This window comes from Cellvibrio sp. PSBB006, assembly GCF_002162135.1.
Lineage (GTDB): Bacteria > Pseudomonadota > Gammaproteobacteria > Pseudomonadales > Cellvibrionaceae > Cellvibrio.
The window spans coordinates 1759130-1784922 of the sequence record NZ_CP021382.1 but is presented as its reverse complement, the minus strand read 5'-3'; the positions used below and the strand labels follow the sequence as shown (position 1 = coordinate 1784922).

Sequence of the window (25793 nt, the reverse complement as noted above, 5' to 3'; positions counted from 1 at the left end):
GTACAAGCAAACCAAACCATATTTTTAAATGTCAGGCAGTGAGGGATAAATAGTGGGTTTACCAGTCAACGAAATTGTCAAAGTCGCCCCCGTAATACCGGTAATGGTTGTGGAGCGTATCGAAGATGCTGTGCCATTGGCGCAAGCACTTTACAACGGCGGTTTGAAAGTTCTCGAAATTACCCTGCGCACCCCTTGTGCCCTGGATGCTATTACCGCCATGGTTGAAAATCTTCCCGCTGATGCGGTGATCGGTGCCGGGACTATTATTACCCCCGCTGATCTGGAAAAGGCGGTAAAAGCTGGCTCCACATTTCTTGTCAGCCCCGGTACAACGCCGGCCCTGATTGAAGCTGCCAAAGCGTCTGCTGTGCCTTTGCTACCCGGCGTGGCGACACCCACAGAAGCTATGCGCTTGTTGGTCGAGGGTTTCACGCATCAGAAGTTCTTCCCGGCGGAAGCGGCGGGTGGTGTACCGATGTTGAAATCTATCGGTGGTCCGCTGCCGCAAATTACCTTTTGTCCGACTGGTGGCATTGATCTGGCCAAAGCGCCGACTTATCTGGCGTTGCCAAATGTAGCCTGCGTTGGTGGGACCTGGATGGCGCCCAAGGAATTGATGAAAGCGGGCCGTTGGGATGAGATTGAGCGTTTGGCTCGCGAAGCCGCCAGCCTGCCTCGCTAAACGCGGATGACTATCGCATGCGCGTGCTGGTTGATAGCACGCGCATGGCTTTTTAACGTTATTGCATTAAAACCCACATCTGTGGTGTTGATAAATTAACTGGAGAACCTGTAATGACTATCAGAGTAGCTATTAATGGATACGGCCGCATTGGTCGTAATGTCTTACGTGCACTGTATGAATCTGGCAAGCGCGAGCAAATTCAGATTGTGGGTATCAATGACCTGGGTGATGCCAACCTGAACGCGCACCTGACCAAATACGATTCTGTCCACGGCGCATTCAACGGTAGCGTTGTGGTTGACGGTGACAAGATGATTGTTAATGGCGATGCTATTCGCATTACATCTGAGCGTGATCCGACCAAACTGCCATGGGCTGAGTTAAAAGTTGATGTGGTTTACGAATGTACCGGTATCTTCACCAGTAAAGATAAAGCTGGCCAGCATTTGGCTGCAGGTGCCAAGAAAGTGATCATTTCTGCTCCGGGAACCGATGTGGACGCCACCGTGGTATTCGGTGTGAACAATAATGTGTTGAAGGCTACCGATACCGTTATCTCCAATGCATCCTGCACCACCAACTGTCTGGCGCCTATCGCCAAAGTGTTGAACGACAACTTCGGCATCGTCCAGGGTTCAATGACCACCATTCACTCATACACCAATGATCAGGTGTTGTCGGATGTGTTCCACAAAGACATCTACCGCGCTCGTTCAGCCACGCAGTCGATGATTCCAACCACAACCGGTGCAGCTAAAGCCGTAGGGCTGGTCTTGCCGGAATTGAAAGGCAAGCTCGATGGTATTTCTGTGCGTGTGCCGACTATCAATGTATCGCTGGTCGACCTTAACGTACTGGTTGAAAAAGACGTGAGCGTAGAAGCCATCAATGCCGCTATGCAGGCTGCTGCGACAACTGAAATGCCGGGTGTACTGGCTTATGTTGACGAACCGCTGGTATCTGTCGACTACAACCACAATCCGCATTCTTCCAACTATGATTCCTTGCAAACCAAGGTTTATGGTAAGTGGGTAAAAGTATTGGCCTGGTATGACAACGAGTGGGGTTTCTCCAATCGCATGCTGGATAACACTCTTGCTCTGATGCAAGCTAAATAATCCGAGAGAGCGTTATGTTAAGACGTACAAAAATCGTCAGTACCTTGGGACCAGCTTCGGAATCAGCCGAAGTCCTGGAGCAGTTGATTCTGGCCGGTGTGAATGTGGTTCGCCTGAACTTCTCTCACGGCTCGCCCGAAGATCATCGCCGCCGTGCGGAAATGGTGCGCGAAATTGCAGCCAAGCATAAATTGTATGTGGCTGTATTGGGCGATCTGCAAGGTCCCAAAATTCGTGTTGCGCGCTTTGCTGAAGGTAAGATTCAGCTGAAGGTGGGCGATAAATTTATCCTCGATGCTGCATTGCCGCGCGATGCTGGTGACCAGCATCAAGTGGGTATTGATTACAAAGAACTGCCCAACGATTGCCGTCCAGGCGATAAATTGCTGCTTGATGATGGCCGGGTTGTTCTGGGCGTTGATCGCATCGAAGGGACCAAGATTTACTGCACCACTTTGGTGGGTGGCCCCTTGTCCAACAACAAGGGCATCAACCGTCAGGGCGGGGGGCTAACAGCGCCGGCGCTGACAGAGAAAGACCTGGCGGATATCAAGACCGCAGCTGAGATTGACGTAGATTACCTGGCGGTCTCTTTTCCACGTAGCGCCGAAGATATGAATTATGCGCGTTCATTGCTGGAAGCGGCTGGTGGCAAAGCGGGTCTGGTATCGAAAATCGAACGAGCGGAAGCGGTAGCTGATGACGCTGTACTGGATGACATTATCCGTGCAAGTGATGCCGTCATGGTGGCTCGTGGTGATTTGGGCGTAGAGATTGGCGATGCAGCGTTAATCGGTGTGCAGAAGCGCATCATCGAGCGCTCGCGTGCCCTGAACAAAGTCGTGATCACGGCAACCCAGATGATGGAGTCCATGATCAACAGTCCGCTGCCGACTCGTGCAGAAGTCTTCGACGTAGCAAACGCGGTACTCGATGGTACTGACGCCGTTATGTTGTCGGCAGAGACTGCCGCCGGTAGTTTCCCGGTGCAAACAGTCGAGGCAATGGTGCGTATCATCATCGGTGCAGAAAAGCATCCGATGGCGAGCTTCAGCAAATATCGTATGGATGAGGAATTCACAACCATTGATGAATCCATCGCCCTGGCTGCAATGTATACCGCTAACCATCTGGATAAAGTGAAAGCGATTATTGCCTTCACCGAATCTGGCAGCACGCCAAGATTGATGTCACGGGTGGGCTCGCAGTTACCGATCTTTGCATTTTCCCGGCATATGCATACCCAGCGTCGAGTGGCGCTTTATCGCGGGGTTTATCCTGTACCTTTCGATACGGCCAGTACACCTTGTGCGGACGATTATTTGCGCGCAGTAAATAATCTGAAAGATGCGGGCGTTCTGGTGGATGGTGATCTGGTTATTTTGTCGAGTGGCGATACCAATCTGCTTGGTGGCACAAATACCATGAAGATCCTGCGAGTCGGCGATAAAATTTAATCGACGAATCTTTCCGGTCATCAGTAGTCAAAAACGGCAGCTTGTCTGCCGTTTTTTATGTCGGTATTGTCAATTTTTCTCTTCAGTCAGCGCTAATGCCACGGAGCCCTCGTGATCAGAAATCTATGCTTGTTATGTATCGGACTGTCTGTGAATGCAGCCGTTTTTGCCTTGGAGTTTCAGGGGAAATGGCAGCAGGGCGCTGTGCTCCTGGGGCGTGTGCCGGCGGGTACGCAAGTTGAATTTATGGATCGCTCCGTGCGCATTGCCGATGATGGCCAGTTCGTTATCGGATTGGGGCGCGATGCGCAGCCCAAGGCTGTTGTGACAACAATTGATAAAAATGGCAAGCGTCAGGAGCATGAATTTACTGTTGCCGCGCGCCAATACAACATCCAGCGTGTTACCGGTGTTCCGCAGCGCACGGTTACGCCATCTCCCGAACAAATAGAGCGCAGTCGTCGCGAAGCCAGGATGGCAGCGGACGCTCGCACCGTGGACTTACCCTTACGGGATTTTGCGCAACCATTTACGTGGCCACTCGTAGGACGCATTACCGGCGTGTACGGAAGTCAGCGCTTCTACAATGGTGAGCCTAACTCCCCACATTACGGGATAGATATCGCCGCACCAACCGGTACAGAAGTAAGGGCACCGGCTGGGGGAATGGTCACCCTGGTCCATCCCGATATGTTTTTCTCTGGGGGCACCTTGATTGTTGATCATGGACATGGCCTATCCTCAACATTTATTCACCTTCACAAGATCCTTGTTGAAAAAGGGGAGCGTGTTGAGCAGGGGCAGGTCATTGCGCAAGTTGGCGCCAGCGGTCGCGCTACCGGCCCCCATCTGGATTGGCGCATGAATTGGTTTGTAGAGCGAGTTGACCCATCCTTATTGGTAGAGCCGATGCCTGAACTGAAACCGATTGCGAACAAGGAATAAACTTCGTTTTCCGTTGCCTCAACCTATAACAACCATAGCGCAAGGCTAGAGACAGCCTCCTGCCCGGCAGTGTAAGATACCGCCCTTTTAAACCGCTTGACCGCCGCCTGCGAGCGACGGTTGTGGATCAAGAAGAGTCAGCGCCATGATCGATAAAAAACTTCTCAGTATTTTAGTATGCCCTGTGAGCAAAGCCGAGTTGGACTACCAGCCGGAAAAACAGGAATTGGTCTGTTGGGCGAGTGGTCTGGCTTATCCCATCCGCGACGGCATTCCCGTTATGCTTGAAAGTGAAGCTCGTCAATTAACGAGTGAAGAAAAAGCGCAACGTAAAAGTTGATCGCTGACTGATGTTTACCTATTCCATTGCCATGCAGAGTTGATGAACGACCTATGAAGAGCGCAGAAATTCGCGACGCTTACCTGAAGTTTTTTGAGAGCAAAGGACACACCATTGTCCCCAGCAGCTCCTTGATTCCGGGTAATGACCCTACATTACTATTCACCAATGCGGGGATGGTGCAGTTTAAAGATGTGTTTCTGGGTGGCGATAAGCGTAGTTACAGCCGCGCGGCCAGTTCTCAACGCTGTGTGCGCGCCGGTGGCAAACATAACGATCTGGAAAATGTGGGTTACACCGCCCGACACCACACATTTTTTGAAATGCTGGGCAATTTCAGTTTTGGTGATTACTTCAAACGCGACGCTATCCAGTTTGCCTGGGAGTTTCTGACAGAAGTTTTGAAGCTTCCCAAAGAACGTTTATGGGTAACCGCTCATATTTCTGACGATGAAGCGGCAGATATCTGGGTAAAAGAAATCGGTGTGAGCCCGGATCGTATTTCGCGTCTTGATGCGGACAATTTCTGGCAAATGGGTGATACAGGTCCCTGTGGTCCCTGTACCGAGATTTTCTATGACCATGGTGAAGATATTCCCGGCGGCCCACCGGGCAGTGAGAACGATCATCTGGATCGTTACATCGAAGTCTGGAATGTGGTTTTCATGCAGTATGAGCGTCAACCTGACGGCACCCTGATTCCATTACCCAAGCCTTCTGTCGATACCGGCATGGGGCTGGAGCGCATTGCAGCTGTGATGCAGCATGTACATAACAATTACGAGATCGATTTATTCCAACATCTGTTAAAGGCCACGGCGCAAGCTACCGGCACCAATGATATGGAAAATAAATCTCTGCGCGTTATTGCTGACCATATTCGCTCCTGTTCATTTTTGATTAGCGATGGTGTGCTTCCTTCCAACGAAGGGCGTGGATACGTACTGCGTCGTATTATTCGTCGTGCTGTTCGCCACGGTAATCAGCTAGGTCAAAAGCAGCCGTTCTTCCATAAGCTTGTTAAAGCATTGGCTGAGGTCATGGGGGATGCTTACCCGGAATTAGTAAAAAACCAATCGCATATCGAACGCATTCTGTTACAGGAAGAAGAGCAATTTGAAAAAACCCTGGATAAGGGAATGGCTGTTCTGGAAGATGCACTGACAAAAATAAAAGGTTCAGAAATTCCCGGAGAAATTGTTTTCACGCTCTATGACACCTATGGTTTTCCATTGGATTTGACCAATGATATTGCTCGTGAGCGTGGTTTGACTGTTGACGTGCCGGGTTATGACAAGGCAATGGACGCACAGCGCGCCCGTGCCCGCGCTGCCGGCGCTTTTAAAGTGGATTACACCGCTGCCGGATTGGATGTACCGCCGACTGAATTTTTGGGTTACAGCTCTCTGGCTGAGCAAGGCAAAATTCTGGCTCTGTTGAAAGGCGGCGCTGTTGTGGATCATCTCAGCGAAGGTGATGATGGTGCTATCGTCCTTGATCGCACACCATTCTATGGTGAGTCGGGTGGGCAGATAGGTGATTCGGGTTATATTGAAAGCGGCTCCTGTCGTATTGAAGTGCGAGATTGCCAGAAGCAGGGCGACAGTCACCTGCATCTTGTGCATGTCTTGCAGGGGTCAGTTAAGGTGGGTGATAAGGCCACTGCCAAAGTTGACGCAAGTGTGCGTCAGGCAACGGCATTAAACCATTCCGCCACGCATTTATTGCACGCTGCGTTGCGTAAGATCTTGGGCGAGCATGTAACGCAAAAAGGATCATTAGTCGATTCCGAGCGTCTCCGCTTCGACTTTTCTCACTTCGAAGCCGTTAAACCGGAACAGCTGAAAGCGATTGAAGTTCTGGTCAATGATCAGGTGCGCGTGAACAGTGCTGTGACAACTGATCATTGTGATATGGAAGAAGCCAAAGCCAAGGGCGCCATGGCGTTATTCGGCGAAAAATATGGTGACCGGGTACGCGTCTTAACCATGGGTGAGGGGTTTTCCGTGGAGCTTTGCGGAGGCACGCATGTCAGCCGTACTGGCGATATCGGCTTGATGCGCATTATTTCGGAATCAGGTGTGGCAGCGGGCGTCCGCCGTATCGAAGCTGTCACCGGAGCTAATGCGTTAGCATTGTTCGACAATCTTGATCAATTAGTTGATAGCGCAACCCGCACACTCAAAACCAATCGCGACAACCTGATTGAAAAAATCGAACAGTTGGCAAGCCAAAACCGCAAGCTGGAAAAAGATCTGGCGCAGTTAAAGACGCGACTCGCAACGTCTGGTGGTGGTGATGTGCTCAGTCAAGCTGTGGATATTCAAGGAATCAAGGTGCTATCGCTGAACCTTGACGGAGCGGATAGCAAATCACTGCGTGACAGTGTGGATCAGTTCAAAAATAAACTGGGTAAAGCCGTTGTCCTGTTGGCGGCGGTAGAAGATACCAATAAAGTGGCTCTGGTTGCCGGCGTTACGCAAAACATCACCGATCAGATTAAAGCCGGCGACTTAATGCGCCATGTAGCCGAACAAATTGGCGGCAAAGGTGGTGGCAGACCTGATATGGCTCAGGGAGGTGGAACAGATGTGGCAGCGTTGCAAAATGCGCTGGCATCCGTTGCCCCTTGGGTTGAGCAGTGTTTAAAAACCCGGTAAATGTAAGGAAAGGTGAAAATACCGCTGATTTTGCGCTTTTTTATTGGGATTTGATTAACTTTTCACGTAATTTGTTGTTTAATTGGCCGCCTTTTGTGGCGCGCCAATTGCGGCTCCTGTTATATCATTTTAATGAGGGATAGGCTGGGAATGAGCTTATTGGTTCAAAAATATGGTGGCACCTCTGTTGGTTCCATCGAGCGTATAGAAGCTGTCGCCGATAAAGTGGCCGCATTCCGCGCTCAAGGCCACGATATGGTCGTGGTTTTATCAGCCATGAGTGGCGAGACCAACCGTTTGATTGGGTTGGCACAGCAGATTCAACAAACACCAGATCCACGTGAACTGGATGTTTTGGTGTCGACAGGTGAGCAGGTCACCATTGCTCTTTTATGTATGGCGTTGAAAAAACGCGATGTCGACGCAAGATCCTATACTGGCGGTCAGGTTCGTATTCTGACTGATAATGCTCACACCAAAGCCCGTATTCAAGCTATTGATGAAGCGAACATGAGAGCCGATCTGCAGGCGGGTCGAGTTGTTGTTGTGGCCGGATTCCAGGGCGTTGATGAGCAGGGCAACATCACAACCCTGGGGCGTGGCGGCTCGGATACAACGGGCGTTGCTCTGGCTGCAGCGCTGAAAGCAGACGAATGTCAGATCTATACCGACGTAGACGGCGTATACACTACTGATCCTCGTGTTGTGGAATGTGCGCGCCGATTAGAAAAGATTACCTTTGAAGAAATGCTTGAGATGGCGAGCCTGGGGTCCAAGGTATTGCAAATTCGCTCCGTGGAGTTTGCTGGAAAATACAATGTACCTTTGCGTGTACTATCCAGTTTTAAAGAAGGTCCTGGCACCCTGATTACCCTCGACGAGGAAAATTCTACGATGGAACAACCGATTGTCTCCGGTATTGCGTTTAACCGCGATGAAGCAAAAGTGACTGTTGCCGGCGTACCTGATACACCGGGTGTTGCCGCCAAGATTCTGGCCCCTATTGGTGCAGCCAATATTGAAGTCGATGTAATTGTGCAAAACGTCGCAGCGGATAACACCACTGATCTGACGTTCACTGTGCACAAAAATGATATGAACAAAGCCGTTGCTGTGTTGCAGAGTGTCGCCAAAGAAATTGGCGCACGAGAAGTCCGCAGTGATGACAAAGTCGCCAAGGTGTCTATAGTTGGTGTAGGTATGCGTTCTCATGCTGGCGTAGCATCGCGCATGTTTACGGCATTGGCGCAGGATAGTATTAATATTCAAATGATCACCACCTCTGAAATCAAGATTTCGGTGATTATTGATGAGCGTTATCTGGAGTTGGCTGTGCGTAGTTTGCACACCGCATTTGGCCTGGATGCCGAGCCGTCGGAGAGCAGAGTGCGGGGGTAATTGTTACTCCACACGGCATAAATAACAGAAAGACTCTAGCGGTACAGCAAGACTGTTTGGTGAGTTGCAAACAGAAAGTTTTGGGGGTTTCTTCCTTTTCGCTAAAAGTAGACGATACTTATTCCGGAGCTAAGCGGTTCTGGTGGCGACAGGGGTTAGTCGAGAGGCGGCGAAGGACATTGGAGTCTCAGTCGTACTCTTACAGGATGAGTGAAGGAGATTAATGATGTTGATTTTGACCCGCCGTATTGGCGAAACCTTGATGGTTGGTGATGAAGTAACTGTGACTGTACTGGGTGTGAAAGGCAACCAGGTTCGGATCGGTGTCAATGCACCGAAAGATATTGCAGTGCATCGCGAAGAAATTTATCAGCGTATTCAACGCGAAAAGCAAAATCAGGATGAGCAGCCCAACTAGTCATTCAATGGCATTGGGATTTGTTCGTATAACCTGCTCTATGTGTACTCGCGGCGGAGATTACCTAATAAACCGCCGCGCAGTTCGCTTTAAAACCGTTCCCTTTATAAAACCTATTTCATACCGCCAAGCTTATGCCAAAGAGTCCATTTTAGCGGCATAAAGTTGAGATCAAGTCTTTGATTTTTTTTGAAATATGGTATTATGCCGCTCCTGTTGAGACAGCGACCTGCTTTTAAGTCAGCTGAATTTTATAGATATTTCAACAGGTTACAAATTGATCGTTAGATTAATTTGGTGTTATCCGGAGAGGTGGCCGAGTGGCCGAAGGCGCGCCCCTGCTAAGGGCGTATACCCGTTAAACGGTATCGAGGGTTCGAATCCCTCTCTCTCCGCCATATTAAAAAGCCCGGTTAGCGATAACCGGGCTTTTTTATTTTTGATCAAGAGTGCTTCGGAATCCGTTTGTCATTAGGGTAAATATTTCGAAAGCATATAAATACATCCCTGTAGCTCCTTCAATTCATCCATGAATTGTGAGGATTTTGAAACATTTACCCTAGCGCCAAACTCGCATTGTGCGAACTTCCAGCTTTACAAAGAATTTATTTTAGCTATTTCTTCATTTAATTTTTCCAGCGAATTTTGATATTCGATAACGCGCTTGCGCTCATTGGTTACAATTTCCGCAGGAGCTTTCTCCAGAAAGGCAGGGTTACTCAGCTTCGACGTTATTTTGTCAATTTCTTGCTGGAGTTTGCCTTGTTCCTTTTTAAGCCGGGTAATTTCTGCATCTTTATCGATCAGGTCTGCCATTGGCACCAGTATTGTCATACTGCCAATGACACCCGAAGCCGAAAATGGCCCTTCTTCTGTCTGCTCCAGCCATGAAATATTTTCAATGGATGCCATTTTCTTCAGTAGTGGCCGGTTTCTATCTAGCACTTCCTTGTAACCATGAGATGCGCCTTTAATATAAATCGGTAAATCCTGCCCGGGGGAGACATTGTATTGTCCGCGAATGTTGCGCACTAGAAGGATTAATCGCTGTATTGCATCAACTTCATAACTTGCTTCAGCGTCAGTGCGACTCTCATCTGCTTGCGGATAACGGCTCAACATAATAGTGTCACCGGTTGCACCGGCAAGTGGTTTGATTTTTTGCCAGATTTCCTCGGTGATAAAAGGCATTAGCGGATGAGACAGACGCAGAATGGTTTCCAATACACGAATCAAGGTGCGTCGCGTGCCTTTCTTTTGTGCTGCGCTGGCATTTTCATCCCATAGCAAAGGCTTGGATAATTCAAGATACCAGCTGCAATACTCGTCCCAAACGAATTCATAAATAGCCTGGGCCGCCAGGTCCAGTCGGTAAGTATCCAGGGCTGTGCAAACGGTTTTTTCCGTCAACTGCAATTTACTGATTATCCAGCGATCAACGACGGATAATTCATAATCCTCCGAACCGTCCTGGCCACAATCCTGATCTTCACATTGCATCAAAACGTAACGGGTGGCATTCCAGATTTTGTTGCAGAAATTGCGATTGCCCTCGACGCGTCCCATATCAAACTTGATGTCCCGTCCGGTAGAGGCGAGCGAACAGAAGGTGAAGCGCAATGCATCGGTGCCGTAAGCTGCAATGCCATCGGGAAATTCTTTGCGGGTTTGTTTTTCGATCTTGGATGCATCCTGTGGGCGCATTAAACCCGTGGTGCGCTTCTGAACCAGCGTTTCAAGGTCGATACCATCGATAATGTCCAAAGGATCGAGCACATTGCCCTTGGATTTCGACATTTTCTGCCCTTGGCTATCGCGAACCAGGCCATGAACATATACCGTTTTAAACGGAATCTGTGCCTGCCCTTGTTCATCTTTTACCAGGTGCATGGTCAGCATGATCATCCGGGCAACCCAGAAGAAAATAATATCGAAGCCTGTCACCAATACATCGGTGGGATGGAATTTTTTCAGGAAGTCGGTCTGCTCAGGCCAGCCCAGCGTGGAAAATGTCCAGAGCCCGGAACTGAACCAGGTGTCGAGAACATCTTCATCCTGTTGCAAAGGTAAATCGGCCGCTAATTTATATTTGGCGCGAACTTCGGCTTCGTTGCGACCAACATATACCTGCCCGTCGGCGTCATACCAGGCAGGAATCCGATGGCCCCACCAGAGCTGCCGGGAAATACACCAGTCCTGAATATCGCGCATCCAGGAAAAGTACATGTTTTCATACTGCTTGGGCACGAACTCGATACGTCCATCTTCTACTGCGGCAATGGCAGGTTCTGCCAAAGGCTTGGTGCTGACGTACCATTGATCCGTAAGCCAGGGTTCTACCACGACACCAGACCTGTCTCCGCGCGGCACTTTGAGTGCGTGATCATCAATTTTTTCCAGAAGGCCCATATCTTCGAAGGCGGCAATGATTTGTTTGCGCGCATCGTAGCGATCCAGTCCGGCAAATTGTGTCGGCAGAGCGCTGTCAATCAACGCATTAACACTGCCATCAATATTGAATACCTGCGCACCAGGCAGGACGGCCGCGTTTTTATCCAGCACGTTGATCAATGGCAAGTTGTGACGTTTGCCCACTTCATAGTCGTTGAAGTCGTGGGCCGGGGTGATCTTCACGCACCCGGTACCGAATTCACGATCAACATAATCGTCGCCAACAATGGGGATCAGCCGGTTAACCAGCGGCAGCATTACGAACTTACCGATGAGCGAGCGATAGCGTTCATCTTCCGGGTGAACAGCTACCGCGCTATCTCCCAGCATGGTTTCGGGACGGGTGGTGGCTACGACGAGATAATTTTTTCCATCCGCTGTGATGGCGCCGTCGGCCAAGGGATAGCGCAGGTGCCAGAGATAACCCTTCTCATCGTGATTCTCCACCTCCAGGTCAGAGATGGCTGTGTGAAGTTTTGGGTCCCAGTTCACCAAACGTTTACCGCGATAGATCAAACCATCGTCATGTAGTCGGACAAAAGCCTCCTGAACGGCACGGGACAAGCCGTCATCCATCGTAAAACGTTCACGGCTCCAATCCACAGACGAACCCAGGCGACGGATTTGACGGGTAATAGTCCCGCCGGATTGCTCTTTCCATTCCCACACTTTGTTCAAAAATGCTTCGCGGCCCAGGTCGTGACGGCTTACATCCTGAGCAGCCAACTGGCGCTCCACGACCATCTGGGTAGCGATGCCCGCATGATCAGTGCCCATTTGCCAAAGGGTGTCATCACCCTTCATCCGGCGATAACGAATCAGAGCATCCATCACTGCATTGTTAAACCCATGGCCCATGTGCAAACTGCCGGTTACATTGGGCGGCGGTATCATAATGCAGTAAGGATTACCCTCACCGCTTGGCTTGAAGTAACCTTTCTCTTCCCAGGTTTGATACCAGTGTTTCTCGATGGCGTGGGGCTGGTAGGTTTTATCCATGGATCTGCGTAACCCTGATGTCGTTTGATAACAGAAATGAAAAATGTTAAGGGGTCGGATTATACATGCCGATGCGCTAGTGGCCTAGGTTTCAAGCTGGCAAGGCGTGATCGGGATCTGTTTTGGTGAGGGCAGCTTTGTAGCATAATGGGCTCACCCTTGGGATTGGTTCGGTCCTATATTTTATTGTCAATCCGGCTTGTAGGAAGCCCGGTCAGGTATGAATTCATGGCATTGCTCGATCAACCAAAAAAGAATTTTTACAAATTCAGATATTATCTGCGTGGTGTTCTGAACTATCTCGTCCCCCCTAAAGTATGGCAACGCCAGTTGGATGATATATTGAGGGTGTTCGATCAGCTGAGTCCAGCCGAGCAGCAATCGATCATGCAGCGAGTTAATTATTACAATAAATTGCAGACACCTTTTGTGCTGCCGGAAAACCTGAACTTCGATAATCAGTTGTATAATGGAAAGAAAAGCGCCGCTTATACACTGGACTTTAAATCGTTGATCCGTTATTTCCCAAAGGATATTTCTTACTCCTACCTTTTTGGAGATATTGTCGATGTGCCGGATGTTCCCACTTTTTTAAAAAGCCGCCCGATTCGTGCGGATCAGAGTAATGAGAACTCTGTGTTGCTAAAATTGAACAAGATTCGGCATTACTACGTGGTGAAAGATGAGCTCAGTTTTGAAAATAAGATTCCAAAATTGGTATGGAGGGGAAAGTCCAATAGACCCGAAAGGATTAAGCTTTTAGAGCAATACTTCGACAATCCCGTTTGTGATTTTGGAGATACTCACCACAAAAAAAAACGTACCGTTTATGAGCGGCCATTCCTCACCATTCCTCAGCAGTTGGAATATCGTTACATATTAAGTATAGAGGGTAATGATGTGGCCACTAATTTGAAATGGATTATGGCTTCCAGCTCATTATGTTTTATGCGCAGACCACGATTTGAAACCTGGTTTATGGAGGGGAGCCTAGTACCAAATTTTCACTATGTTTTGTTAAAAGACGATTACTCAGATTTGGAAGAAAAAGTTAGCCACTACAATAGGTGCTCAGAAGAAGCCAACATTATTATAAAAAACGCAAATAATTACTTCAGGCAATTTCTAGATGAAAAGCAGGAGCTGCTTATTTCGCTAAAGGTGGTGGAAAAGTATCTTCGTTATTTAAAAAGTGTCTAGAGGATTTAAAGTTGACAAAAAACTGCGTAAGTGAACTCGAAAAAGTTAATATCTTGAATGGTAGAAAAGAAAAGGCCCAGATATGTGCTTTAAGGGGCGGCGATTTTTTCTAAATTAATGCTCCTTTATCTATAATAAATAAATTTATTTGTATTTTTCTGAGGCGAAATTTTTTTGTTGCTATAAATGCTAAAATATGAAAAGCTTCGTGTCGCTTCGGGGGTTGGCATGGCCTCACTCGGAGGGGTATTAATTAATCAAGGAGTTTATTATGGACAGTAAAAGATTTTATTCGAAAACTATATTGTTTTTTGCAGCGGTTTTAATATCATCAGCGAGCCAGGCTGTTTCTTTTTACAAAGATAAACATAATGCCAATCTACTTTTTAGTGACTTTCAGGTCGGGAAAGTGGCGGAAGTTGCAGGTGGATACAATGATCGAGTGTCGTCTGTTTATGTTCCTGCTGATAAGTGTCTAATAATGTATGAGCATGGGAACTTCGAAGGGCGCTCGTTGATGGTTGAGCCCCTGAGTGTAACGACGGGGGGACCTTATCCCGAAGTAACTTCTTATAATATGTATCAAGGTGATGGGCTGAAGTATATTGCGTTTGCATCCCAAATGGACTTAGCGCTTGGTTACTTCAATGACAAAATGACAAGTTATATAATTTTTGAAGCTTACCCGCTCGGTTTTCCAGGGAGTGGGGGACCTACTGGTCAATCGAAAGGATGTGACGTAGCTTTTTTATATAAGAACATAAATCGGGGGGGCGGGCTTTACCCTGTGCCGGTTGATCATATCCAAGCTGAGATCAAAAAATTTAATGACGTAGCCTCCAGTGTTTGGGTACCACAAGGCACATGTTTAAAGGTTTGGAAAGATAAGCCTCCTGCATCTCAACAAGAAAACCCCACTGCTTATTACAATTGGTATGCAGCTCCAGATCGTGTTTTTTCGCCAGGAACACATAATCTCCATACCTTAAATCCAAGTCTTAATGATAGAGTTACCGGCGCTGAGCTGGTGCCTGGGAATTGTCCGTAAATTGTTAAACAATAGTTCCGCTGAGCTTATTGCTCAGCGGATTTTTACTCGAAGGGAAGGAGGCTTTGGCCTGGTTGAGTGCAAATTGGGTTGGTTGGATTTAACGTTTTCCCTGAAGCTACTTTTTCATATAGTTCTAAGTATTTATGTGCCATTGTTAGGTTATTAAAGGAGTCTCCAGCGTAACTATGGCAGCGTTTTCTACAGTAGCGTTCGCTATCCTGTATCGCGTTAACAAGATCGGAAGAGTGTTTAGATAGATAACCGATTTCATCCGTTATTAATTCTGGCAACGATCCATAAGGAGTTCCAAAAACTGGCGCACCAAACCATAACGATTCTATAACAGCCAAACCAAACGGTTCGTGCCACCTGACTGGAAATATAAGCCCCTTTGATTGATTCAATACTGAAAATTTTTTCTCGCCCCCAATAATGCCGTGGAATCTGGCTTTTGGTGTCAAAGTTAAGCGAAAACCCATTTTAAAATTTAATCTTGTTCCTCCTAATATATCAATACGCTCTTTAGCTTTCTGTGCTATTTGAATGGCGCCTTTGACATTTTTAACCTTCCATGCAGCTTTTCCTAAAAAATGGAATCGGTCCCTATTATTTGATAGATCCGGTTTAGGATAGTTACTCCAATTTAAACCGTTATGTACGAATATGGTTGACCCACATCGCTGTGCTTGGTCGTTTGAAATGAAGATTGAATTTCTGTCAAAAGTTTTTCTGGGAGGCGTTTTACCGTGAATAGTTATGACGTAAGGAAAGTTCAGTTTTTCCTGTGTTTCGCAATGTAGATGCACTATATCTATTTGTGGCGGTATCTGGCTGTTCAAGTCCTTTTTTGGGTTGTAAGGAATATGAGTCCCTTTCCTAAATTTCGATTCTCTTGGAGAGAGCCACCACACATGATGACCAAATTCCTCAAGAGCTTCACCTAAGTCCCAAACTACGCGCTCTGTGCCACCATATGCTACAACTGGAAGTATGGCTTTTGAAAAAATTAAAATGTTCATACTTGATCCATATGCAGAACAATAAGATTCACAAAAAATTTAAATTAACGATGAGTGTCAGTGATTAAATACAAAGGTGAAGGTGAAGGTTGAGTGTTCTCAACCTCATTCCCTTGACTATCAAGTATCCTGTCAACTTTAGGAAGTGTATGGTTACACCCCGCAGATGAAACTTGCCAAACCATAGTAATATGCTTCGATTCAGACTCGAAATCAAACATATAAACTGAAGATTCGCTTACCCTTTTCTTTATAAATTTGGCGCCCCCAATCAATTTTAAAAATACAGCTAGTGCACTAAACGCCGGCCGAACTCTAAAATTATTCAGATCATCCACCAATCCATAACCATGCGCAGATAGCCTCCACCAAAATACCTGCTCGACATGCCCGGAGCAGAGTGTAATGGCCAAATAGCGCAACATGTAATTGGCGTAATCATCTTCGGTTTCACCGGGTTCTTCACGTCGCCATTTGGGCGCTTCGTAAGGGCAGCCAATGGGTGACCAGATGCCAGTATATTTCACTGGCCAATTGACTTCTGACACAATCACTTTGTCGTCGCAACTGTCGGACCATTGTGCCAGTGCTTTTAGCAAGGCACATTTTTCCAGGGTAGAGAAACGACCCTGTTTATGTTCGGGCGCGCCACGTCGGTCAACGTAAAGTAAGTGGGATAGGGCGTTGAGCTTTCTATCAGCGGGCAGCGACTTCAAGGCTGCAATCGTTGGATGATATTCAAAGTCGATACAGGCTGGCCCGGTGAGCTTTATTTGTGGATATTTGTCCTGAATGGCAAATGCGGGTTGCATCAATTGCGCGTATTCTTTTGCGCTCCAGACGCCCCATTTCACTCGGTTAAATGCATGGGTAATTTCTATATGCGCTACCTTATCTACGATCGCGCTGATGACTGTTTCCAAAAAATGCGTCCAGTTGTCAGGCTCCAGCACGGCGCGGCGATCCTGTAAAAACGCTACCATGATCTCTACACCTTGCTGATGCAGTTGCTCTATCAAAGCTATGCCTTGTGCCCAGTCGACGGGAGTTTCGTGGTGACAAAAGCGAATCAATACCGGCGGATTGCCCAGCTGTTGGAGAAGCTCCAATTCCTGCATGATATATTCGGTTTTGGGGTGTAAAGCAACACCGATACGCCCGGCCATAGATATAGGCCGTCGATAGCTTTCTTTTAAGATCCGGTGATAAAGTTTAAATATCTGCCGCATGGCAACTAACGATTGCCATGCAGTTTTGATTACATATTTTATATCCCGATGTCGATTCTTTTCTCGACGTTCCAGTACTGTCATCGGTTGTGCGGACTTTTCGTCCCACAACCAAATATTTTGTCCTGAGGGATAAATCGGTTTGGTCATCTTTTTATGACGATTTCTCCAATGGCGCAAGGGATGGCGGTACTTTCGCGAACGTGTATGCCATTCAAAACGCCGGCGAAACTTTTGTTCCCATTTATTGAGTGAGACAGGGATGTCCTCATGATGACAATAAATAAATTTGAAGATCTTCAGGTAAGCACCCGGCAGGATGATGCGTGACAGATCAAATGCTCGCTGTTTGTCATCCAGTGGTTGTGTCTGAATAGTACAGCGGTTCAGATCAATCAACAGTGGTTTGCCCCAAGAGCCATCCAGGTTGCGAGGCAGCAGGATATTCTGATTACCCATATCGCCATGCATGAAACCAGCATCGTGCATGGCACGAATTGCTGGCGCAACGGCGAACAAGAGGTTCATCAGCGGCTCATTGTCTCGCTGGTTATAGTAGATATCTGATAAAGCATCGCGAAAGCAGATGGCGGGTTCATAAAGGCACAGGTAATAACTTTCGAGTAAACGATCATTTTCCCAGCGGTCCAGCCAAGCGACCGGAGCTGGAGTGCAGATATCATGTTCCTGCAGATAGATCGCTGCGCGATAAGAGCGTTCTGCCTTGGACCCTTTCTTGCGGTCATACCAGTCTTTAACCCTGCTTTGTCTTTTAAATATCTTTACCGCAATTATCTGTATGCCGGTTGTAGTGGACAGGGGCAGTTTTACAACGTAATCAGCCCCTTGGGATAAACGCTCGACCTTGTCGGCGGACAATAAGGCTGGTAAGTCAGCTAACTGTTGGCGCACAAGTGGATCATCAAATGCCGGTGCGACTGCCCCGTAGTAAGAACCGACACTTGATGTACTGATAACTTGATGTTTCAAACCTTGCCCTCTTGGCTAACGTTCCGACCAATGTCGGTGAATCTGTGGGTGATGTTCAGGATTTGATGTTGTGCTTTGTTTTAAACTGTTTTTCAAACAATTTAGCTTCTGTCAGGAAGAAATAACCTGCTTCAATATTGGCTTTGATAAAGCCGCGCCAGCCGCATAAGCAGAAACGATGCAATAGATAAAGTTTCAGGAACATTACCGGGTAGATTAATAGCATACGCAAGACAGAAAACTGACGACCTTTGGCTTCACGCTGTTGCGCTTTCAGTGTGGAATAGCGATTTTTCTTGGCAGCAATAATTTCGGTGGAATCGTGCCCATAATGCTTAATGATTGTCGGCAGTATTTTTGTGGGTAGTGAAATATCGATATGCTCATGAACGAAATCAGTTTCTCGCCATTTCGCAGCAGATTTGGGATACGCCTTGCGAAAATACTTCATCTTGGCAAAGCGCATGCTGGCACCCATAAAATAATCATCCCGATGAAAGGCAAAGCAGCGGCCAGGATGTTCAATAATAGCTTGCCTTATAGTTCGAACTCCCTCGGCTGGCAACACTTCATCACCATCGAGGTTAATTACCCAATCATGGGTACATTGCGCCATGGCAAATGCTTTTTGTTTCGCGAAGCCGAGCCAAGGTTGATAAACAATTCGTGCCCCGTATTTTTCCGCAATGGCTAATGTTCGATCGGTAGAGCCGGAATCAACAACTACAATTTCATCTGCCTCAGCCAGACTAGCCAATACCTCCTCCAGATGCGCTTCTTCATTGAGTGTAATCAGATAAGCACTGATAGGTGTCTGTTCGTATGACATGATAAGGCTTCCCTTATGGAAACTTATTTTCCCCAATAACCCAGGTTCTTTCTGATCTTGAACTTACGCAACAAGTTCCAGGGTTTGGGGCGGGCATTTTTTCCGCCTTGGGTAATAAAGTGATCTATCGCATCCAGAATTCGCTCTGCTGAACGGCCGTCGCGATAGGGGTGAATTTCCTTGCCAAAATGATCAATGGCATCCATTAGTTCCTTGGGACGCGATAGCGCGCGCTCAATCGCTGGTTCGAAATCTGCAGGCTCATCAATATCGATTAATTGTGGTCCAGGACGGCGGTTCTTGAAGGTGACAACAGGTTTGCCGGTCAGCAGGAATTCACTGAGCGCGGATGAGGTGTCAGAACACATTACGTCCGCTTGCGGAAACAGTTCCAGAATATTGTCGTTGGTGGCGAAGGTGAGGTGTTCGCTCTCCAGGGCTTTGAACTTCGCTGCCGTTTCTGCATGCATCTTGGGATGCAAGGTAACTATCCACTGCCAGCGTCCCGATTGCGATAAGCGTTTGACTTCGGGGTACAGGGTTTCGGCGGCACTCCACGAGGGTGAAAAAGTGGAGTGGTAAAGGACGACCGGTTTTTCTTTTACGGGTGGCAATTCCGGAGGTACGTTTTGAAAAAAACCATCCAGCTTGGGCCACCCGGTTTCAACCACGCGAAAATATTGCAGCTTGTCCGCCAGCGCCTGAAATGCTCGTGTGTCCTGCGGGCCGGTAGTGCAATACATATCAAACAGGCCACGAATATAAATGTGTCGCGGTTTGCCGGCATCGAAGCCGTGAAATGTTTGTACTTTTACACCGGGAAAAAAATGCGGCACCAGATTATTCGGTGTAATAACAGCGATGGGATTCCATTGCTTTACTTCTTCCACCGAATTTAACAGCTCGTCAGTGTCCAGCAAATCCTCGGCGCCGGGTCCGCCAAAAAACCAGGCAACTTTACCGCCACGGGCTTTTATGGCTTCGTCTATAGGACGCATGATGGCCAAGGTGTAGCGTTCTGAACCGTAAAATAAATAATGTTTTACCATGGGTATTTACCTGACTCGGTTCATGACAAACGTGGTGAGGGATCTGTGCCCGATGCATCGGGAAGTTTCTGCTGTAAATTATTCCACACCTGCACAGCCAATATGCCCGTCATACACGGCGGTGTTTCGCTGCTGTGTTCGGGAAGTAAACGGCAGCTGCGCTTATGGCAAGGTATGCAATCCAGTGGGTTTTCCATTTGCAGGTTGCACGTATGAGCGCCGATTAAACCGACCTTGATGGGCGACGTGGGGCCATAGAGTGCGATAGTAGGTGTTTCGAGCGCGCCGGCCAAGTGGGAGAAACCGGTATCCAAACCGATGACGCCGGCGGCTTCTACCAACTTTTCAGCAATGGTGGTGATCGATAAACGCTGTTGCGGTCGGTTGGCGGTTGGGCAAACGGCCATGATTTGATCAGCAATAATTCTTTCGCTTTCGCTGCCCCAAATAATTTCCAGATTGTAACCTTGTTCAACGGCGATTTTAGCCAGGGTCTGCCAGTGGGCAGTGCTCCAGAGTTTTGTTGTCCAGCTGGTACCAATAATAAAGACCAGCTTACGGCTGTCTTTTTGCACCCGTGCGAAATTCTGGTTAATACCGAAGTTCAACGCAGGTGGTGGTGTGTAGCTAAAAATGCTGGCAAATAACTGGCGAGTTCTTTCTACGGCGTGTTGTTCTTTGGATACTGCGTGAGTATGTGAATAAAACCGGCTGCTGATGGATTCGCGTGCCGATTTTTTATCATAGCCGTGTAAGGTATCAGCACTGGCGAAGCGGGTAACAAGGGCACTTTTCAGTAAACCTTGCGCATCAATCACACAATCGTAGTGCTCACTTTTTAATGCCTTGCGCCATTGGCGAAAAGCACTCCAGCTGGACCAGTTTTTTTGTTTCATCCAGCGGCGCAGATCAATCGGAATAACCCGGCGGATAGCGGGATGCCAGGCAGCAATTTCAGCAAAACCTTCTTCCACGACCCAATCAATCACCACCTCGGGATATTTTTCCTTGAGGTCGGTAATAGCAGGGAAGGTGTGAAAAATGTCCCCCATGGAGGACATTTTTATCAGCAGGATTTTCATGCAGGGTCGCTGTGGCTGATGATCAATTTATTGGTAATTCTGGTAAGACTTTTCTTCAACCAGCTCAGAACCAAACGCCAGGTTGATATCTTTTTTGACCGCGGCGCGTTTGTCGTTGGTGAAATACACCGCGCGTGCCAGCTCAATAAATTGTTCAGTGAAATCTTTGGCGCGCTCGCAATCGCGAATATCGTCTTCAATAACCCACAGCTGTTGATTGATGTTTTTAAGTGAGGCTTGCAACGGTGCCAGTTTGGCTTTACCGGCTTGGTCGAGTAATTGGTCGACGGTGTTGTTGAGAACATCCAGTTCATGCTTGACGTTAGCGAGTTTGCCTGCGTCGGTGATATTGGCGGCTTTGATTTCAAGAATAGTGATCTTGTCGATGAGTTCGCCGAGGGAAATAGGTGCTTGAATCAACATGGTCCGGGTCTCTTTTTAGCTGTTTTCACAGGGCGCACATCTTAACAAAAGCCATCGCTTGTGTATCCGTTTGTGTGCGATGGCCTTTGCCTGGGCGGGTGAGTCCTGTGGAGCAGGTCTAAAAATCGCTCAGCTTCGGCTAATGGTGGCTGCCTGATAGTGATAGGCGTAATAAACCACCGGGATGACCACCAGCGTCAGCACGGTAGAGACGAGCAAGCCGAAGATCAACGAGACCGCCAGGCCCCCAAAAATGGGATCGTCGATGATAAAAAATCCGCCCATCATGGCTGCCAGCGCCGTTAAGCCGATAGGGAGGGCGCGCACGGCGGCGGCGTTAATAGTGGCATCTTCCAGGCTTTTGCCGCTGCGGACTTCCTGCTGGATAAAGTCCACCAGCAGAATGGAATTGCGCACAATGATGCCTGCCAGCGCAATCATGCCGATCATGCTGGGCGCGGTGAACTGCTGACCGAGCAGCGCATGACCGGGCATGATGCCGATCAGCGTCAGCGGGATCGGCGCCATGATGATCAACGGCACCGAATAGCTGCGGAACATGCCGACCACCAATAGATAAATCATGATCAAGCCGACCGAATAGGCGATGCCCATATCGCGGAAGGTATCAAGGGTGACTTGCAGCTCACCGTCCCATTTCAGGCTCCAGCGGTAGGGGTTTTCCGGTTGGCTGTTAAAAAATTGCTCCAGTGGTGCGCCGTCGATGGGGGTATCTGCCAACTGGCTTGCTACGGCAGCCAAGCCATAAAGAGGGCTGTCAGTGCCGCCGGCGACATCACCGGTGACATACACCACAGGCAGCAAATCCTTGTGATAGATGGTTTGGTCGCGTACCCCTTGTACTACCTGGGTGACCTCGGAAAGCGGTACAAGTGAGCCATCCCGCGCACGCACGTGAATACTTAATACGGATTCAAGATTATGTTTCTCGCCCGACGGCAGCTCCAGGCGCAGGGGAATGGCAACGCGCGCATGGTTGCTGTGAAGGTAGGCTGCATCCTCACCATTCAAGGCCGCATTAATCGCTGCGACCACGGCCTGCTGGTCAACGCCGAGCCGCGCAGCGCGGGCGCGATCTATTGTGACCAGTAACTTGGTTTGCGGCGCTTCCCCGGTGTTATCAACATCCACGACATGGGGTGTTGTGGCAAAGATATCGCTGACCTGGGTTGCTATTGCCAATTGGCGTTGATAGTCCAAACCGTATATTTCCGCCACCAGCGGCGCCATGACGGGCGGCCCCGGTGGCACTTCGACGACTTTGATATTGGCCCCGTGAGTGAGGGCAACCGGTAATAGCGCGGCGCGGGTGGCCAGGGCGATGTCATGGCTTTTGCGATCCCGATAATGCTTGTCGACCAGATTGACCTGAATGTCGCCCTGATGCGGTTCGCGGCGCAAATAGTATTGGCGGACCAGCCCGTTAAAGTTAATCGGCGCCGCCGTGCCGGCGTAAAGTTGGTAATCGCTGACTTCGGGAATCGTCTCGAGTTTATCGGCCAAGGCTTGCAAGGCCTGGTGGGTGGTTTCCAATGGCGTGCCTTCGGGCATATCCACCACCACCTGAAATTCGCTTTTATTGTCGAAAGGCAACATCTTCAGGATCACGGCTTGCACTACCGCCAGGCCCATCGACATAACGATCAACCCGAGGATGCCTGCCAAGAGCCACAAGCGCGCTTTGCGCCCGGACTCACGCCCGAGAAATGGCGTCATCACCCGGGTAAAAAAGCGCAGGAATCGTGACGGTTTTTCCTGGCTCTCGTGGTTGTCGTGGCCTGCGTGCACCGCCCTGGCAAACAGCCGGTGATAAAGCCAGGGCGTAAAAATAAAGGCTACAGCAAGGGAAATCAGCATCCCGGTGGATGCATTGATAGGAATGGGCAGCATATACGGCCCCATCAAGCCAGTGACAAACGCCATGGGCAGCAGGGCGGCGATAACGGTAAAGGTCGCCAGGATGGTCGGGCCGCCCACCTCATCGACCGCGACAGGAATCGCTTCGGTCAGCGACAGCTTGCCGAGGGCCATATGACGGTGAATGTTCTCCACCACCACAATCGCATCGTCTACCAGGATGCCGATGGAAAAGATCAGGGCAAAAAGCGATACCCGGTTAAGGGTAAAGCCCCAGGCCCAGGAGGCGAATAACGTGATCGCCAGGGTCACAATAACGGCTGCACCCACCACCAGGGCTTCGCGTTTGCCCAACGCCATCAAGACCAGCAGGATCACCGACAGCGTGGCGAAGATCAGTTTTTTGATCAGGGTCTGGGCTTTGTCCTGGGCTGTCGCGCCGTAGTTGCGGGTGATGCTCGCTTCCACGCCATCCGGAAAATGAACGCCCTTCATGTGTTCAAAACGGGCAATGACTTGCTCGGCAACATCCACGGCGTTTTCGCCGGGTTTTTTGGCCACTGCCAGAGTGACAGCGTTGTAGCGGCCGCTTGTGCCCGATGCCGGGCCCAAGCCATGGGTGACATAGCGTTCGGCGGTATCCGGGCCAACGCTGACATCGGCAACATCCTGTAAAAAGACCGGCGCACGTTGATGCACGCCCACTACCAGATCGGCAACATCTTCCACTTGCATCAGGAAGTTACCCGCCTGTACCAATACCTCCTGCCCCTCATCCACCAGCGAACCGGCCGCTGCCGAGGTATTAGCACCGCCGAGCGCCTTGCGCAGGTCATCCAGTGTCAACTTGAAAGCCGCCAGCCGATGGGGATCGAAGGTGACGCGCACCACTTGGTCCGGCCCGCCGATGATGTCGATGTCACGGGTACCAGGTACGCGTTGCAATTCGGTTTGCATCGTCCGGGCGATACGAACCAGATCGCTGCCGGTGATGTCGGGGTTTTTGCTCCACAAGGTGCCGGTAACGATAGGGACATCATCGATACCTTTGGGTTTGATCAAGGGCTGGCCCACGCCGGCATTGGCGGGTAGCCAGTCCGCGTTAGCGTAGAAGGCATTGTACAAACGCACGATGGCGTCCGTACGCGGCTGGCCCACTTCAAAACGCACGGTCAACACAGCCATGCCCGGTGAGGAGGCGGAGTAGATATGCTCCACACCTTCGATCTCGGACACAATCTGCTCTGCCGGTGTGGTTACCAGGGACTCCACCTCTGTCGAGGAGGCGCCGGGAAAGGGGATAAACACGTTAGCGAAGGTGACGTTGATCTGCGGTTCTTCTTCGCGCGGAGTGATCAGCACCGCAAAGATGCCCAACAGCAAACCGGTCAGTGCCAGCAGCGGCGTGATTTCGGTAGTGAGAAACGCCTGTGCGATCCGTCCTGAAAGACCCAGGGATTTTTTGTCCATGGCGGGCGCTCTCTTAGTGATCGATGGAAGGGGATTGTTTATAGACGCCGGCGGCGGCCACCGGATCAAGCACCAACACCTCGCCCACATTCAAGCCTGCCAGCACCGGGTAGCGGTTGTCGCTGGTGCGTGAGCCGAGATTAACGTGGCGGAACTCCAGCCGCTGGTCGTGCTTGATATACACGCCATTGATTTCGCCCCGCTGCGCCACCGCACCGGCGGGAATCAGCAACCGTTCTTCCGCACCCACCACGAAGCCAACCTTGATCAAGGTACCGGGGAATAATTGATGGTCGCCTTCCGGCAGGTTAACCAATACAGGAAAGCTATGGCTTTGGGCATCGGCGCCGGGCGGGATACGCATATCGGTAGTATCCAGAACGACGCCGCTGGCGAGTGGGATGCGCGCATGTTTGAACTTGCGCACCGGGCCAATATGTTGCTGGGGAATATCCACCCGCACACGTAATTGCTCCAGTGAGAGACCCGTCATCAAGGGTGTGCCGGGCGCGACTGACTCGCCGACTTTCACGGCCCGGCTCAACACAATGCCGCTGTAGGGGGCGTGCAGCCGGGTGTAATCCAGTTGTTGTTGTGCCTCTTGCACCGCCGCTTCAGCAGCCTCGGTGCGGGCGCGTGCCGATTTAAACGCGGCTTCGGTTTGATCAAAGGTCGCCTTGGCAATTAGCTGTTTGGCAAACAAGTCTTGCATCCGTCGAAACTGGGCACTGGCATCGGTCAGTTGGGCACGGGCGGCATCCAGTGCGGCTTGGGCGCTGGCGACGCGCGCCTTTTGTTCAGTGTCCGTCATCTGCAAAATCAGCTGGCCTTTTTCAACGTAATCGCCGACGTCGACGGGCAGCTCCACAATGCGGCCGGCGGTTTGCGCGGTGACCGTAGCCTGGTTGAGTGCCTCGATGACACCGTCAAAACGTAACTCCCGCTCCACAATGGAGAGCGCCACCGTTTCGCTGGCCAAACCCTCAACGGCCGGATTATTCGCTTGCGCGTTCGGCGGTGTTTTATCGGAACAGGCAATCAGGCTCAGCAGCAAAAAACTCAAGGCAGCGCGTTTCAGATCCATGGTTTTATCCTCAAC

The 25793-nt window shown here is 49.5% G+C and carries 19 protein-coding genes and 1 tRNA gene; 11 read left to right on the top strand and 9 right to left on the bottom strand.

The genetic code is table 11. From position 1 onward, the window contains the following. The first annotated feature begins 52 nt into the window (after nt 1-52). The 9 genes from CBR65_RS07405 to CBR65_RS07365 all read left to right on the top strand — a co-directional run bounded on the left by CBR65_RS07405 (nt 53) and on the right by CBR65_RS07365 (nt 9422). Nucleotides 53-685: a bifunctional 4-hydroxy-2-oxoglutarate aldolase/2-dehydro-3-deoxy-phosphogluconate aldolase gene (locus CBR65_RS07405; protein ID WP_087466265.1), complete on the top strand. Its 633-nt coding sequence runs from the start codon at nt 53-55 to the stop codon at nt 683-685. A 113-nt stretch (nt 686-798) separates the two neighbouring features. Beyond that, nucleotides 799-1806, top strand: coding sequence for a type I glyceraldehyde-3-phosphate dehydrogenase (gene gap / locus CBR65_RS07400; protein WP_087466264.1), 1008 nt, complete (start codon nt 799-801; stop codon nt 1804-1806). 14 nt (nt 1807-1820) lie between these two features. Next, entirely contained in the window at nt 1821-3263 is a 1443-nt protein-coding gene (gene pyk, locus CBR65_RS07395) for a pyruvate kinase (protein ID WP_087466263.1), read from the top strand. Between the two features lie 150 nt (nt 3264-3413). Beyond that, nucleotides 3414-4208 carry a M23 family metallopeptidase gene (locus tag CBR65_RS07390; protein ID WP_232461382.1) on the top strand — a complete coding sequence of 265 codons (795 nt, stop codon included), beginning with the start codon at nt 3414-3416 and terminating at the stop codon, nt 4206-4208. 145 nt (nt 4209-4353) lie between these two features. Further along, the gene (locus tag CBR65_RS07385) at nt 4354-4548 is read left to right on the top strand and encodes a Trm112 family protein (protein WP_087466262.1); all 195 of its coding nucleotides are present in this window, start codon (nt 4354-4356) and stop codon (nt 4546-4548) included. Nucleotides 4549-4601: 53 nt separating this feature from the next. After that, a complete protein-coding gene (gene alaS, locus CBR65_RS07380) occupies nt 4602-7208 on the top strand; it encodes an alanine--tRNA ligase (protein WP_087466261.1) in 2607 nt (868 codons plus the stop codon). A gap of 150 nt (nt 7209-7358) precedes the next feature. Beyond that, nucleotides 7359-8606 (top strand): aspartate kinase, encoded by a 1248-nt coding sequence (locus tag CBR65_RS07375; protein ID WP_087466260.1) that lies wholly within the window; start codon nt 7359-7361, stop codon nt 8604-8606. Between the two features lie 226 nt (nt 8607-8832). After that, a complete protein-coding gene (csrA, locus tag CBR65_RS07370) occupies nt 8833-9024 on the top strand; it encodes a carbon storage regulator CsrA (RefSeq protein WP_087466259.1) in 192 nt (63 codons plus the stop codon). A gap of 306 nt (nt 9025-9330) precedes the next feature. Then, nucleotides 9331-9422: transfer RNA gene (locus tag CBR65_RS07365), tRNA-Ser, on the top strand. 196 nt (nt 9423-9618) lie between these two features. Here CBR65_RS07365 and CBR65_RS07360 read toward each other — a convergent pair. Continuing rightward, a complete protein-coding gene (locus tag CBR65_RS07360) occupies nt 9619-12474 on the bottom strand; it encodes a valine--tRNA ligase (protein ID WP_087466258.1) in 2856 nt (951 codons plus the stop codon). A gap of 228 nt (nt 12475-12702) precedes the next feature. Here CBR65_RS07360 and CBR65_RS07355 point away from each other — a divergent pair, with 228 nt between their 5' ends. Beyond that, on the top strand, nt 12703-13674 hold the full coding sequence (locus tag CBR65_RS07355) for a glycosyl transferase family 90 (RefSeq protein WP_157672008.1): 972 nt from the start codon (nt 12703-12705) through the stop codon (nt 13672-13674). Between the two features lie 271 nt (nt 13675-13945). Beyond that, nucleotides 13946-14722, top strand: coding sequence for a hypothetical protein (locus tag CBR65_RS07350; protein ID WP_087466256.1), 777 nt, complete (start codon nt 13946-13948; stop codon nt 14720-14722). A gap of 44 nt (nt 14723-14766) precedes the next feature. Here the strand turns inward: CBR65_RS07350 and CBR65_RS07345 are convergent, their stop codons facing one another. The 8 genes from CBR65_RS07345 to CBR65_RS07310 form a co-directional block, all read right to left on the bottom strand. Continuing rightward, the gene (locus tag CBR65_RS07345; protein WP_087466255.1) at nt 14767-15744 is read right to left on the bottom strand and encodes a glycosyltransferase; all 978 of its coding nucleotides are present in this window, start codon (nt 15742-15744) and stop codon (nt 14767-14769) included. Between the two features lie 44 nt (nt 15745-15788). Further along, on the bottom strand, nt 15789-17963 hold the full coding sequence (locus CBR65_RS07340) for a lipopolysaccharide kinase InaA family protein (protein ID WP_232461381.1): 2175 nt from the start codon (nt 17961-17963) through the stop codon (nt 15789-15791). 55 nt (nt 17964-18018) lie between these two features. Next, nucleotides 18019-18792 (bottom strand): glycosyltransferase family 2 protein, encoded by a 774-nt coding sequence (locus CBR65_RS07335; RefSeq protein ID WP_087466254.1) that lies wholly within the window; start codon nt 18790-18792, stop codon nt 18019-18021. A 23-nt stretch (nt 18793-18815) separates the two neighbouring features. Beyond that, entirely contained in the window at nt 18816-19841 is a 1026-nt protein-coding gene (locus CBR65_RS07330; protein ID WP_087466253.1) for a CDP-glycerol glycerophosphotransferase family protein, read from the bottom strand. Nucleotides 19842-19861: 20 nt separating this feature from the next. Beyond that, nucleotides 19862-20923, bottom strand: coding sequence for a lipopolysaccharide heptosyltransferase I (waaC, locus tag CBR65_RS07325; RefSeq protein WP_087466252.1), 1062 nt, complete (start codon nt 20921-20923; stop codon nt 19862-19864). A gap of 27 nt (nt 20924-20950) precedes the next feature. After that, entirely contained in the window at nt 20951-21346 is a 396-nt protein-coding gene (locus CBR65_RS07320; protein WP_087466251.1) for a DUF6165 family protein, read from the bottom strand. A 129-nt stretch (nt 21347-21475) separates the two neighbouring features. Beyond that, entirely contained in the window at nt 21476-24694 is a 3219-nt protein-coding gene (locus tag CBR65_RS07315; RefSeq protein WP_087466250.1) for an efflux RND transporter permease subunit, read from the bottom strand. Nucleotides 24695-24707: 13 nt separating this feature from the next. Beyond that, nucleotides 24708-25778, bottom strand: a complete 1071-nt coding sequence (locus CBR65_RS07310) for an efflux RND transporter periplasmic adaptor subunit (protein ID WP_087466249.1) — start codon at nt 25776-25778, stop codon at nt 24708-24710. Nucleotides 25779-25793: the final 15 nt, after the last annotated feature.